Source organism: Nocardia vaccinii NBRC 15922 (assembly GCF_001613305.1).
GTDB lineage: Bacteria > Actinomycetota > Actinomycetes > Mycobacteriales > Mycobacteriaceae > Nocardia > Nocardia vaccinii.
In genome coordinates, this window is the sequence record NZ_BDCC01000054.1 from 1 (window position 1) to 12,000 (window position 12,000).

Consider the following 12,000-nt stretch of genomic DNA (forward strand, 5'->3'; position numbering starts at 1 on the left):
AACCCTTCGTTAACCAACAGCGTACCCCTGAGAAGCGGCGGCAATAGAGCACACAGGAAGGTGCTTCGGGCTGCCGGGCCGCCGCGCCTGGGTCAGCGATTCCAACACATGTCGTGTCGGTTCGCATGCGCGTGAATCATCGGAACAGTGCGGCCGCCCGACCGCCTCGCCCATCATCTGCGGATATCACTGATGGCAGAGCCCCAGCAAAGTCTGCTTCAGCAGGTGAGCAGTAGTTCCGCGGGTCGGTGGAAATCGCGGGCATGGTGTCGTAATGCGGCGGCGATGTTGAGGTGACCGGCCAGCCGGAACAGGCTGATGATCGTGTTCCGGAACGTTGCCAGAACCTGCGGTCCGTTGCCGGTGCGGACAGCTGCGGTCCTCGTGGAAGGTGACATCACAGACATGATGGACGGAATTCTCGATCCGCCGACGCCCCCGCAACCATCCGGCGAGCTGCTGCTGGTCGGCGTACGGTTTCGCGGTTTGCTTGCGGTAGAACGATCTACCCGATGAAAGCCGGGGTACATCAACGTTCGGTGTCCAGCACACCGCTGCGTTTCGGTGTCGCGACTATCAACGAGGTTTCCACGGAAACAGCCCGGGATGACCATGGCGACCGAGTGACGCAGTCGTGCAGCGCGCGCATGTCCGCGACGATGAGTTGCGCGACGAGTTGGTACTCGCCCATCGTGGCGGCGGCGTAGCGGATGAAAGGCGACGCCGCGAGTGCCTCTCCGATGGCATCGACATCGCGCGGTCGAGCGCGGATCCACAGCATTGCCTCCGCCGGCAGGCCGATCAGTCGCGGCTCGATGACCGCCCGGATCACCGCTCGGCCACTGCTCCGCAGGGACTGAACGCGGCGCCGCGCGGTGGGTTCCGACAGGCCCGCGAGTCGCGCCAGCGCCTCGTAAGGCATCCGTCCGTCCGTACCTAACGCGCCCAGGATCGTCTGTTCCTCCCGAGTCAGCGGCGGCAGTCCGGAAATGCCGGTGCTGAAGCGTGCCGGCAGGGAACAGTTGGTGATCGCGGTGGCCTCGCTCTGCGTGATTAGTCCGGGCTGCCATCCATGTACTGCGCGGTAGTACCGGGTGATCGGGTCGGTCCGGATATCGACCACACCCGGCGTGCCGCTGATCTCGTCGAGCGCGAGAGAGGCGAGACGCTCCTGCGGGTAGAAGATCTCCGCGAAGCAGTCGACCGCGCCGGTCAGCAAACAGCACGAGGAGCTGTCGGATCGACGTGCCAGAGCCGCGCCGACCGGTCGCGCCATACCAGGACCACATCGGACCCGGACGATCACCCCCTCGCCCTGCGGGGACGCCGCGATGACCGTGACCACACCGGATCTCAGCAGCGCATCGCCACGTCGGGCGATCGTCCGCTCGGGTTCACCGATCGCGGCCGCGATCTGCCGCCAGGACGCGCGGCCGTCCACCTGGAGTGCACCGACGATCCTCCGGTCCAGATCGCTCAATGCCGTCTGCGATGCGCACATCGGCCAATCTTATGGCTGATTCCGTCACAGTTGCAAAATTGTTGTCTGTATCAGTCATCGGGTGCCATTCTCGTCGTGATCACATCGATGAACGCCAAGTTGCCGAGGAGATTTCCGATGACCGACCCGTTTCGGATCGACGCTGATTTGCTGATCCCCGGCCGCGGTATCCCCGTTCGCGACGGCACTGTCGTCGTCGAGTCGGGGAGTGTGCGTTACGCCGGGTCTCGGGCCGAGGCGCCGGATATCCCGGTCCAGGCCACGGTGCCGACTGTACTGCCCGGCCTGTGGGATGTGCATGTGCACCTGGTCGGGACCACCACGGCCAGCTTCGAGGTTGCCCTGACCACGTCACCGGCGTTGGCCGGGGCACGGCTGGTCAAGGACCTGGAGGCCATGCTGCGTGCCGGCTACACCTCCGTCCGCGACGCCGCCGGGCTGGGGATCTGGATCGCGTCGGCCGTCGACGACGGAACGATCGCCGGACCGACCATCTACGGCGCCGGGGCGGCTATCAGCCCCACCGGTGGCCACGCCGACGTGCACTCCTACCCCGAGCACTGGGTCCACCCCGCCAACTTCCGCGAGCAGTACCACCGTACGGCTGACGGTGTAGCCGAGTGCCTCAAAGCCGTCCGCTCGCAGTTGCGCAACAACGCCCGGGTCATCAAGGTCTGTGCGAGCGGTGGGGTCGTCAGTGTGGTCGATCAGCCACAACACCAGCAGTTCTCGTCCGATGAACTCCGTGTGATGGTCGAAGAGGCGGCCCGTGCCGATCGCGCCGTGATGGCCCACTGTCACGGCAAACGCGGAATCATGGCGGCCATCGAAGCGGGCGTGCGCACTATCGAGCACGGCAGTTACGTGGACGAGGAAGCCGCGGCGGCGATGCGGGAAAAGGACATCATTCTGGTCCCGACCCGGACGATCATCGACGTCGGTTTGCGGCAGCTCGATACCTTTCCCCGGCACGTGGCGCGGAAGTTCGAGGAGATCGCCGACGATCACGCCCGTGCGATGGCGGTCGCCCACGACGCTGGCGTGACCTTCGCGACCGGCTCCGATATGGTCACCGCCGGCCCGACAAGCCATCTGTCGTTCACCCATATGGGCGGCGAGGCCGCATTGTTGGCCCGTGCCGGATTGTCACCATTGGAAGCGATCGAGGCAGCCACCGCGAACGGGCCACTGACCTTGGGCCCGCAGGCTCCCCGATCGGGTCGGCTGGCCCCCGGATACGACGCCGACCTGATCGCACTCGACATCGATCCTCTCGAACACCTCGACCAACTCGGCCAGGAAGAACACGTCCTCGGTGTCTGGAAAGGCGGCGAACTCCTGCATTCGACGCTCGGACTCGGCGGATGAGCCGTCGGCTGCGGGACGACGCCAGTGCTCGCCGCCGCTCACGGCCGTAGGCCGACGATCCAGATGAGACACAGTGCAGGGCCGTGCAAGCATGATTCCTCATCAGTGAGGTAACCCGGATTCACGTTGCATATCGAGTTTGTGTGATCGTTGTCATGACACGGTACGGGGCAGATCGGCAGCAAACTCGTCCGGCAGTTGCTCGACCAGGAGTGTGCGGTCCGAGGCAGCGTCCGCGACGCCTCACTTCTGGGCGATGGCGTCGGCGAGCAGGTCGAAGGTGCCCATGAAGATCCTGAGGGGCTGGAAAGTATTCGGACAGCGAGGTGTTGGTCTCCTCGAGCCGCCTTGTTCCGTTCGAACCATTCGGACTCTACCTCGTTCGGAGTCCGATAGTCAATGCTGGAATGGAGCCGAATCTGGTTGTACCGCAACTCGATATAGGCGACGATATCCTTTCGGGCATGTTCCTGTGTCGGGTATTCGGTGCGGTGGACGCGCTCGTTCTTCAGAGTACCGTTGAACGATTCCGCCCAGCTGTTATCCCAGCACACTCCTGTCCGGCCTACCGAACGCCGAACACCCAATTCCCGGGCCGCGGATGCGAATTCGGCCGACATGTACTGGACGCCGCGATCGGTATGAAATATCGTCTCTCCACGCTGAAACGGCAGATTACGGGCCGCCATCCGCAAGGCGTCGGTCACCAATTTGGTGCGCATATGCTCGGCCATCGCGTACCCGACGACCTTCTTCGAGAAACAGTCCAGCACGGTCGCCAAATAAAGCCATCCCTCCCAGGTCCGGATATAAGTGATATCATCGACGAGCTTGGCCGCGGGCTTCTCGGCGGTGAAGTCGCGACGTACCAGATCCGGCAGGCCGGCCGAGTCGCCGGCGATCGTCGTCACCGGACGCAACGGACGTGGCTGGCACGGGACCGGGCCCAGCTCACGCATGATCACACGGACCGTGTCCGGGTCCACCGCCGTGCCCCAGCGGGCGAGCTGGGCATGAATACGGCGATAGCCGTAGGTGCCGTCGGAATGCTCGAAACAGAATCGGATCTCGGCTTCGAGGATCTCACGGCGCTGCGCGGTGGCCGACGGTTTCCGGTCCCGCCACGCGTAATAACCCGCCGGACCGCTGTCCGGTCCGGCGGACTGCCCTACTCGGCCGCTTCGGTCCGGACTGTCAGCGCCCGGCGGATCAGTGTCCGGGCAGCTTCCCCGGTGACGGACTGTCCGGCAAGGGTGTCGAACGCCCGGCTGTATATCGCTACCTCTCGCGGTTGGGTAATCGTCAACTCGGCTGCGGTGCCTTCAACCATCACCATGCGGTTGTCGTACATGACGAAACTCGTAGACAACGTTAGAACTTCCGCTGTAGCGGGGATAATCCCGATAGTCATTCGCGGCATACCGGAAAGAGTCGTCAGCCGGTCCAGTTGACCTATCATCACGTCGTCGTCTCCGACCGTCGAATACAACGCTTGCTCAGACAATAAGAAGCTGAATCGGTGGTCACGCCGGTATAGAACCCGTTGCCGTTCCATCCGTGCGGATACCCCCGCATCCAAATCGTTAGCCATCCGGTAGAACTCTATGAGTCTCCGCAGTAGCGCGGTAGCGTATTCGGCGGTTTGCAGTAGCCCCGGAACGATCTGCGTCTGATACGCGCGGATGAACCGTGCCTCTGATTCAAGCTGAGCTGATTTCTGCTGTCTCCGCTTGTGTCCGGTACCGAGAACCTTCCGCCATTCGAGGTACGCGGCATCAATGTTGTGCAGCGTGGCTAACAGGTCTGTTAGTTGGTCTCGTGAGCCGGTGTGTTCACAATACGCCCGAATATCCGCATCGGATGGGTTGATCCGGGCGTATTCGAGTTTCGACACTTTGGTTTCGTGCCATCCGGACAGTTGGGCGAGCTTACGGCCGGTCAGACCAGCTGTACGGCGAAGCTCCCGGAGACGCGCTCCGAGAGCTTCCCGTGCATCGTGGATATTGTCTGTCACTGCCCGGCGTACTCTGCGTACGGCGTAGCCAAATCCCAGAGCCGTTCGCGTACTTCACGGCAGTGCCGGACTATTCCAGGGTCGATGGTTAACCCGATTCCCACAGGGTTACCTTCGGCATCCCACAGGTTGTAAGCCACACGTTCCCAATCGAGAAACCACCAGTCGTCCGGCGGTACGTCTCCCGCTAGGTGTCGCGGCACATACCGAATGTCTTCACCCGCGTTGATATTGTGCACAGTGACTGACAGCAACCATTGCTGATAGTCCGAGTGTGGTTCTGTGACTACCCGGACCCGAGAGACCGATACGCCTTTACCGGTGATTTCCCGTATCAACGCCTGCCACGGCGTTGCAGGGTCCGGGGGCGGTTCGTTGTTCAGAAACCGGTGCAATCGTTCGGACTCGTTGATTTCACGGTACGAGTCCCTGGTTTCCAAGTGGAACGCATCGTGTCGGCATTCGCGGAACAATGCATCCCAGTGGTCACCGGTCCGATATTCCACCGTAGTAACTCCTCTTCAGCTTCGGCACCTCGATAGCGGTTTCATCTTCGGCAAGGTCGAGCTGTGCGAGCAATTCGGGCGCCGTGATCGGCCGACCGGTGAGCCGGAACGTTCCCCGGCCGGTGTCGGTCAAGGTTGCACCGATGAACGTATCCGGTTCCGCGAAGCCGAGTAGCAGATGCGGAATCTCAACTGTCCCAATGGTTTTAGTCTCCCATCCTTGCACGACGTATCCGCTCGGGTCGTTCGCCAGCAAGGTAGGGCACCCGTTACCGTCCGAGCCACCCTTGCCGAGGAATCGTAAAGGCATGATCTTGTCCTTCGTCCAGTCGTATGCAGAGGTATGCACTACACCTGTTGATCGTCCCTCATAGGGGCATGCCACGCCAGATATCAGCCCGATCCGTGCATACTTTGGCAAACTTGTAGACCCGCTCGGGGATGCTTCGTAGCTTCGGACTCAGCCCCCGGTACCGGCTGACGTTAGGTCTCGGTACCGGGGAGCCTTCCAATCTACGAGGGGTCGATATGACAGACCAACCACGCAGGGGCACAAGGCTTTACACGTTTCCGGGTGGGGTGTTCGAGGTAGAGGAATCCCCCGGCGACGTACCGGGTACCGGGGTGTATCTGGAGTTCTACCAGCCCCGGCAGTCTTGCAACGACGCTCGGCCGTTCGGCCCCGGCGAAGCGGAAGTGCTCCGGTTCGTGGACGACGAGACGGAGCCCGCGTGATGGGGCTGTGCGTAGCGTTCGCTGTGCCCTTGGTCGCGTTCTTCGCTTTGTTGCTCTGGCCGCGTCGGGAGTGAGAACCGTGCTTGACCAACGTAGCGAACCCGGAACGTACATGGTTCCGCAGTTGGCTACCGGGGCGAAGGCTGAGCCGTTGCCGGTAGAGGTGATCACCCGGTTTCGTGACGCACTCAAGTCCGTAATTGACAACCGAAATATACAGGGGGACAGATGAATACGCGATCAGGGCTGGTTCTGGTAGCTGCACTTGTCGGATTGAGTCCAGCGCTCACAGTCGGCACGGGTCCGGCTCATGCAGCGAACGATTGTGATTTCGAGTTCACGCGGTCGGTGCCGACCGTGTTGGGTGCACAAATCACCGGTTCCGGGTGGGCCGCGTGCATCGACGTACCGCCCGATTCCCACAGCCTCACGCTGGCACTGGAGTACGAAGACCGGGGTCGGTGGGTGGTTGCCTCTCAGAAAACGGATACGACCGTGCCGCCCCGGTACCCGTCTCGTCACTCGTACGACGTGTCCGCAGCGTGCTACGCCGGTACATGGCGCATCGCAGTAGCGATCGCGGCACAATCCAGGGACACACGTTCCGGTTCGACAACGTGTCGAACACTCGGGACGTGTCCGGCCCGCAATGCCCGAAGCGATTCTGATCAGGAGATTACTGGTATGGCCACCGAACCTACGGGGATGCTTGACCGGGAGACTTCCGAGCGGTTGCGGGAACAGCTCGGGCAGATCACCGAAGAGGCGGGCCGGTTCCTGAAACCGGAACACCCCGCCATCAGGGCACTGATCAACGCGGCTGAGGAGTTGGGCGTAGCCACGCCCCCACGCTGGCAGTACGCCGAGTACACCCCGGAGGATCGCTGACGCGCTTACCGATCCGCGCATCCCTCTGAACTGAGAACCCCCGGAGAGTATTCGGGGGTTTTCTGTGTATGGCTGCCCCGGTCTCCCCACATATCGGGGTTGCTGCACCTGGTCGAGCCTTGCCTAGGCGGTTCGCACACGGTTCGCACGATTAGATGTTCTCTGTTCAATCTCGATGTATCTGGAGGTATGTTCTCGGTCTGAAAATCGCTGTCTACCTGGTAGTTTGTGAATGTCGATCAATCTTGTGTAATCCCAGTAAAACTCAGAAGTGATAACTCGTAATGAAAAGGTCGGGGGTTCGATTCCCCCAGGCGGCTCCACCTCACACCACCCCTAGCCAGCGGTTTTCCGGCCTTTCGTCGTTTGTGGCGGCCCCGGGCGCAGAAACCGTCTTGTCACTGTTTGTCGTAACCCCCTCCGGAATGCCCGCCGCGGAGGCCGACGCCCGTCCTGCGAATGCACGTAGGTTCGCATGGAGAAGGCGCTATCGGCGTGACCGAGCCGCGCGGTGATGACAGGTGCATCAGCGTGCCGCAGGTGTGGCGAGCATCATGCGCCGGATCCGGCGCGCCTTCGCCGCCTTGGGCGGGGGAGAGTAGGCAGTAGGCGGATAGACGGCCTATCCGCCGCTCGGGGCCTCCGCGGGATCAGGTCCCGGGTGTGGTGTGACTGGGGCGGTCGCCGGATGATTTGAAAAGTGGGTCAGGCGGTCTGTTCGGCGGCCCGCTTGACGCGTTGGAGAGTCTCGAGCATGCCCCGGCGGTTGCGCCGCCCGCGCGCCCAGCCCAGCAGCCTCCAGTAGATCCGCAGCAACAGCATGCCGTCGAGTTCGAACGATTCGGTGACCGTGGTGACCTCGGCGGTGGGGGTGAGACGGTATCGCCAGGTATTCAGGGCGCGGCCACCCGGGCCGAGTACAACGAAGGCGAATTCGCGCCCCGGCTCGCAGGACACGATCCGGCATACCGTCCAGTAGACCGGCCCGATCTCATTGCGCCGCACGTGTCCCCGGAATCGGACGCCGACAGCGGGTCCTGTGGCGCCGTCGAGCCACTCGGCCTCGAACGTCTCCGGGCTGAACCGGCCGATCTGGGTGACATCGCTGATCAGTTTCCACACCCGATCCGGTGGGGCGGACATCGTCAGACTCACTGCATCGCGCATCCCAACACGGTATCAGTATTGTTACTATGTAACAATATGAGTCGCATCGTTACGCCACTCCGGCCGGAATCCATCCGCGAAAGGGGTGGCGGCGAATTGGTGTGTGGGCGTGGCCGCTTGTGCGACCGGGCCCGCCTTGGCTGTGCGTGAGTTGCTGTCCTGACTATCGGAGCGGAATCTCGGCACCGAGATCGTCTGCGGATCGTGGGCCGAAGATTCGCCGGTCGGCTTCGCTGATCTGTACGTCGTTGATGCTGGCTTCGCGTCGTTCCATGAGTCCTTCTGCGTTGAACTGCCACAACTCGTTGCCGTAGCTGCGCCACCACTGGCCGGTCGAGTCGTGCCACTCGTACTGGAACCGGACCGCGATGCGGTGCTCCCGGAACCCCCACAGGCTCTTGCGCAGGGCGTAGTCGAGTTCGCGTTCCCACTTGCCGGTCAGGAACTGAACGATCTCCTCGCGACCCGTGACGAACACGTCGCGGTTACGCCACACCGAATCGGGTGTGTAGGCCAGCGCCACGCGGTGCGGGTCGCGGGTGTTCCACGCATCCTCGGCTGCTTGCACCTTTTGGCGTGCGGTCTCTTCGGTGAACGGCGGGAACGGCGGGCGGGATTCGCTCATTGCTGACCTTTCCTTCTGGAGAACGATCGTTCTCTAGGTGTTCCACTACCGTAGGGAACGACCGTTCTCAACGTCAAGGAGGCATGGCGTGCCAGCGCCTATCAGCGAAGAAGAGATGTTCCGAAATCGCGACGTACTCCTGGATGCCGCCGAAGCGCTCTTCTATGACCGCGGCATCCAGGCGGTCGGCATGGACGCCATTCGGGCCTCGGCGGGTATGCCGCTGAAGCGCATCTATGCGCTCTTCGCGACCAAGGAAGATCTCGTCGTTGCCGTGCTGCAACGCCGGGACCGCCGGTGGCGCGCGAGTCTGGCCGAGTACGTGGAGCAGCACGAAGACCCTCATGAACGGGTCTTGTCTCTCTTCGACTGGCTCGAGCGGTGGTTTGCCGAGCCCGGTTTTCGCGGCTGCGCCTGGATCAACGCTTACGGCGAACTGGGATCCGCCGCACCCGCGATCCTCGCCGAAGTTCGTTCGCACAAGCAGGCCTTCCATGACCAGATCGCGGCGTGGGTCCGGGCCGCGTCCGACGCACCGGCGGAACCTGTTTGCCTACTGGCCGAGGGCGCAATCGTCACCGCGTCCATCACCGGGGACGCGCGGGCGGCACGCGCCGGGCGGGCGGCCACCCGAGCTCTCATCGGCTGACCGTGGGTGCCCAGCCCGCCCTGGTGCCGATCGCACAGCCCGAGCCGCTGACCGATACTCGTCCGAATCCGCTTGCAAGAACACCGTTCTGATCGGTGACAGTCCGGGGTATCGAGACCGCGGTGTCGGGCGGTGCCCACGTCATTGCCGTCGCCGCCGGGCGAAACTCCGGTCGAGCACCTGGTCGGCGCTGACCATGTATTGCCGGACTCGACCGACGTGCAGAAGCTGAAGCAAGTGATGAGCGGGTTGGTGCGGTCCGAGACCTGAGGGGATATCGGTGGTCACCCGGACTGCCATCGGCATTGCCTGTCGGGTCGACAGGCGTGGGGCCTCCGCGATGGTCAGTGTGTGAGTGTTGGCAATCGGTGTATCGGCGAGTTCTTGGGGTGGGTCGGCGGCTCGACGTGGCTGAACTTCGTGCATTCGGGGCAGTCGGCGATCAGGGGGTGGCTGCAGGTGGTGAGGTGGGCGAGGAAGGTGTCGGTGGCTTCGAGGAGACGCATTCGGGCGTGGATCTCGGCGCGTTTGGTTTCGATGAGGGTGATGCGGGTGGGGCTGGTGTTGGCGCCCAGGGTGCGGATTTGTTCCAGGGAGAGGCCTGTGCGTTGGAGGGTGCGGATCAGGCGGGCGATGTCGAGAGTCTGCTGGGTGTAGATGCGGTGGCCTGCGGGGGTGCGGGGCGGGTGTAGCAGGCCGACGGATTCCCAGTGGCGCAGGACGTGGGCCTCGATGCCGAGGATCGCCGCGGCGTCGCCGATGCGCAGGTTCGGTTCGGTGGTCACGATCGCCTCCTTGACTTCATGTCGACATCAAGTATTAGCGTTCCGGCATGCCGAAATCAGTTCGCAGTCCGAATTTTTTCGAATGTTGTTCCGCAGCAACAGGTCTGGTTCTGGGAATGGTGCGGCCGCGCAAGCCCGACGAGACTTTCCTGCGGTCGATCACCGATGCCGGGTTGCCGGTCGCACGGCGCACGGTCGAGATCACGGCCCTGGAACAGGTGCCGCGTCCCGTGCCGACGGCCATGGTCGTGGAGGGGCGGTTCGATCCGAAGCGGATTCGCAATGCGCTCACCTCGTTCGTCGTTCGGCATCCGGAGGCCACCTTCCTGGTGGATCCGAGTTTCTGCCTCGACGCCGAGCGCCGGGCCATTGCCGAGTTGCCCGCGATCCTGCGGGTCGCGGTCCGGCCGCCCACCGGCACCATCGCGACGGTCACCGCCTTGCACAGCGAAAAGCAGCTCCCCGCACCGGATTTCGCGTTGCCGACGCACGCGCACTGGGATCATGTCTGCGGCCTGCTCGACTTTCCCGGGTTGCCGGTTCGCCTGCACAGCGACGAGCACCGGTGGATAACCGGCGGTGCGGTAGCTCCGGTGGGCGGTGTGCGCGATTCGTTGCGCGACCGTCCGCTCGAGCAGTTCGAACTCGACGGACCGCCGGTGCTCACCTTCACCCGCAGCCACGATCTGTTCGGCGACGGCAGTGTCGTGCTCGTCGATCTGGCCGGTCACACCCCGGGCAGCATCGGGATTCTGTGCCACACCTCGAGCGGTTGGGTGCTGCTCGCCGGCGATGCCGCGTGGCACCACCTGCAGATCGAGGATATTCGCCAGAAGGCCAGTTACCCAGGGCTTTTCGCTGACGTGCAGCGCGACGCCACCTTCCGGACCCTGCACCGGCTGCACCTGGCCCGTCGCACGGTGACCATCGTGCCGACGCACGATCACGACGCGAGCAGCCGGTTCGCCACCAACCGGATCGATCCCGCGCGGGCGCTACCGTGAACTCGTGAGATCGTCGTTCGCGCGGGACTGGTGAACCCGCACGGGGCGGTGCGGGAGTACGGGACGCGGACCTGTGCACAACGCGTATATCGTTGTGCCACAAGGAATGCGGCAAACGCCGACCGGACATCCGCCGATTCCCCGGACAGCTCCATTTCCCCCGACAGGGGGGGCTACGGGTTCCAGGCGCCTCGAGCAGGCCAGATACCGTGCTGTCTGCTCTGGGCTTCCGCCCAGGCGATCACGTTGCCTGCGAGGGGACCGTTGCCCTCGCGCTGGAAAGTCCGTTTGTCGATGGTGAGGTTGTACTCGGCGTTCTCGGCCGGTGGGGTTGCCAGGGACAGCACCTGGACGTGGTATCCGACCGTGCCGGGGGTTTCCCCGGTCCGGCGAATCGTCAGCCGCCACAGGGGTGGATGGATCTGTCTGCCGTTGGGGCGGCGGCCGTCTTGTTCGGTGGTCGTGTAATCGTCCGCGACCATATCGACGGACCAGCTCGGGTACTCGAACACGACCGCTGTTTGCGCGTCGATCAGCAGGTTCGTCCGGCCGAGGCCCTGGCCTGCCGCGATCTGTTCCGGGGTCGGTTCCGGCTGGCAGATCCAGCCGTGCCGGAACTGGTAGATCCGCCATTCCCGATCGTCGGTGGGGAATATCTCGGCCAGGTACTCGCGGGTGTGTTCCCGGGTACTGAGGTCGGGCATGTGCGGCTCCTTGTCGGGGCGAGCGGGGATTTCGACTCCGGGGACCGGATCGCC

General features: G+C 63.5%; 16 protein-coding genes. 6 read left to right on the forward strand and 10 right to left on the reverse strand.

All coding sequences use genetic code 11. The features are described 5' to 3' along the window. Positions 1-218: 218 nt before the first annotated feature. Both NV1_RS29730 and NV1_RS29735 read right to left on the reverse strand, forming a co-directional pair. Positions 219-398: a hypothetical protein gene (locus tag NV1_RS29730; RefSeq protein ID WP_067898784.1), complete on the reverse strand. Its 180-nt coding sequence runs from the start codon at positions 396-398 to the stop codon at positions 219-221. A 131-nt stretch (positions 399-529) separates the two neighbouring features. Further along, positions 530-1,501, reverse strand: coding sequence for an Lrp/AsnC family transcriptional regulator (locus NV1_RS29735; protein WP_067898787.1), 972 nt, complete (start codon positions 1,499-1,501; stop codon positions 530-532). A 117-nt stretch (positions 1,502-1,618) separates the two neighbouring features. Here NV1_RS29735 and NV1_RS29740 point away from each other — a divergent pair, with 117 nt between their 5' ends. Further along, positions 1,619-2,869, forward strand: coding sequence for a metal-dependent hydrolase family protein (locus tag NV1_RS29740; protein ID WP_067898790.1), 1,251 nt, complete (start codon positions 1,619-1,621; stop codon positions 2,867-2,869). A gap of 38 nt (positions 2,870-2,907) precedes the next feature. Here the strand turns inward: NV1_RS29740 and NV1_RS44715 are convergent, their stop codons facing one another. The 4 genes from NV1_RS44715 to NV1_RS29755 are packed head-to-tail and all read right to left on the reverse strand — an operon-like array spanning position 2,908 to position 5,738. Then, positions 2,908-4,143: an IS3 family transposase gene (locus tag NV1_RS44715; protein ID WP_218027240.1), complete on the reverse strand. Its 1,236-nt coding sequence runs from the start codon at positions 4,141-4,143 to the stop codon at positions 2,908-2,910. Further along, the gene (locus NV1_RS29750) at positions 4,038-4,883 is read right to left on the reverse strand and encodes a helix-turn-helix domain-containing protein (protein ID WP_067898795.1); all 846 of its coding nucleotides are present in this window, start codon (positions 4,881-4,883) and stop codon (positions 4,038-4,040) included. The genes NV1_RS44715 and NV1_RS29750 overlap by 106 nt, the downstream gene beginning before the upstream one ends. After that, positions 4,880-5,389, reverse strand: coding sequence for a DUF6879 family protein (locus tag NV1_RS42585; protein WP_084525919.1), 510 nt, complete (start codon positions 5,387-5,389; stop codon positions 4,880-4,882). Before NV1_RS42585 ends, NV1_RS29750 begins: the two co-directional genes overlap by 4 nt. Beyond that, positions 5,370-5,738, reverse strand: coding sequence for a hypothetical protein (locus NV1_RS29755; RefSeq protein WP_245713988.1), 369 nt, complete (start codon positions 5,736-5,738; stop codon positions 5,370-5,372). Before NV1_RS29755 ends, NV1_RS42585 begins: the two co-directional genes overlap by 20 nt. A 179-nt stretch (positions 5,739-5,917) precedes the next feature. Here NV1_RS29755 and NV1_RS29760 point away from each other — a divergent pair, with 179 nt between their 5' ends. Both NV1_RS29760 and NV1_RS29765 read left to right on the forward strand, forming a co-directional pair. Next, a complete protein-coding gene (locus NV1_RS29760; protein WP_067898798.1) occupies positions 5,918-6,124 on the forward strand; it encodes a hypothetical protein in 207 nt (68 codons plus the stop codon). 684 nt (positions 6,125-6,808) lie between these two features. Then, complete coding sequence (locus tag NV1_RS29765; RefSeq protein WP_157117449.1) at positions 6,809-7,012, forward strand: hypothetical protein; 204 nt, start codon at positions 6,809-6,811, stop codon at positions 7,010-7,012. Positions 7,013-7,717: 705 nt separating this feature from the next. On the opposite strand, the gene NV1_RS29770 is transcribed toward NV1_RS29765, so the two are convergent. After that, a complete protein-coding gene (locus NV1_RS29770) occupies positions 7,718-8,179 on the reverse strand; it encodes an SRPBCC family protein (protein WP_067898804.1) in 462 nt (153 codons plus the stop codon). 163 nt (positions 8,180-8,342) lie between these two features. Next, positions 8,343-8,804, reverse strand: coding sequence for a nuclear transport factor 2 family protein (locus tag NV1_RS29775; RefSeq protein ID WP_067898807.1), 462 nt, complete (start codon positions 8,802-8,804; stop codon positions 8,343-8,345). A gap of 88 nt (positions 8,805-8,892) precedes the next feature. On the opposite strand from NV1_RS29775, the gene NV1_RS29780 reads away from it, so the two are divergent. Together NV1_RS29780 and NV1_RS43955 are read left to right on the forward strand one after the other, a co-directional pair. Then, on the forward strand, positions 8,893-9,453 hold the full coding sequence (locus NV1_RS29780) for a TetR/AcrR family transcriptional regulator (protein WP_067898810.1): 561 nt from the start codon (positions 8,893-8,895) through the stop codon (positions 9,451-9,453). Between the two features lie 132 nt (positions 9,454-9,585). Beyond that, positions 9,586-9,723, forward strand: a complete 138-nt coding sequence (locus NV1_RS43955) for a hypothetical protein (RefSeq protein WP_157117450.1) — start codon at positions 9,586-9,588, stop codon at positions 9,721-9,723. A 74-nt stretch (positions 9,724-9,797) separates the two neighbouring features. Here NV1_RS43955 and NV1_RS29785 read toward each other — a convergent pair whose 3' ends face one another. Further along, positions 9,798-10,238, reverse strand: a complete 441-nt coding sequence (locus NV1_RS29785) for a MerR family transcriptional regulator (protein ID WP_067898813.1) — start codon at positions 10,236-10,238, stop codon at positions 9,798-9,800. Positions 10,239-10,285: 47 nt separating this feature from the next. On the opposite strand from NV1_RS29785, the gene NV1_RS29790 reads away from it, so the two are divergent. Continuing rightward, the gene (locus NV1_RS29790) at positions 10,286-11,242 is read left to right on the forward strand and encodes an MBL fold metallo-hydrolase (protein WP_067898816.1); all 957 of its coding nucleotides are present in this window, start codon (positions 10,286-10,288) and stop codon (positions 11,240-11,242) included. A 173-nt stretch (positions 11,243-11,415) separates the two neighbouring features. Here the strand turns inward: NV1_RS29790 and NV1_RS29795 are convergent, their stop codons facing one another. Continuing rightward, positions 11,416-11,946 (reverse strand): SUKH-4 family immunity protein, encoded by a 531-nt coding sequence (locus NV1_RS29795; RefSeq protein WP_067898820.1) that lies wholly within the window; start codon positions 11,944-11,946, stop codon positions 11,416-11,418. Between the last annotated feature and the right edge of the window lie 54 nt (positions 11,947-12,000).

Bases quoted from the DNA above. Each gene is read 5' to 3' on its own strand.
- NV1_RS29740 (WP_067898790.1), top strand. From the start codon at position 1,619: ATGACCGACCCGTTTCGGATCGACGCTGATTTGCTGATCCCCGGCCGC.
- NV1_RS29735 (WP_067898787.1), bottom strand. From the start codon at position 1,501: ATGTGCGCATCGCAGACGGCATTGAGCGATCTGGACCGGAGGATCGTC.
- NV1_RS29770 (WP_067898804.1), bottom strand. From the start codon at position 8,179: ATGCGCGATGCAGTGAGTCTGACGATGTCCGCCCCACCGGATCGGGTG.
- NV1_RS29790 (WP_067898816.1), top strand. From the start codon at position 10,286: ATGCCGAAATCAGTTCGCAGTCCGAATTTTTTCGAATGTTGTTCCGCA.
- NV1_RS29795 (WP_067898820.1), bottom strand. From the start codon at position 11,946: ATGCCCGACCTCAGTACCCGGGAACACACCCGCGAGTACCTGGCCGAG.
- NV1_RS29765 (WP_157117449.1), top strand. From the start codon at position 6,809: ATGGCCACCGAACCTACGGGGATGCTTGACCGGGAGACTTCCGAGCGG.
- NV1_RS29730 (WP_067898784.1), bottom strand. From the start codon at position 398: ATGTCACCTTCCACGAGGACCGCAGCTGTCCGCACCGGCAACGGACCG.
- NV1_RS29775 (WP_067898807.1), bottom strand. From the start codon at position 8,804: ATGAGCGAATCCCGCCCGCCGTTCCCGCCGTTCACCGAAGAGACCGCA.
- NV1_RS29760 (WP_067898798.1), top strand. From the start codon at position 5,918: ATGACAGACCAACCACGCAGGGGCACAAGGCTTTACACGTTTCCGGGT.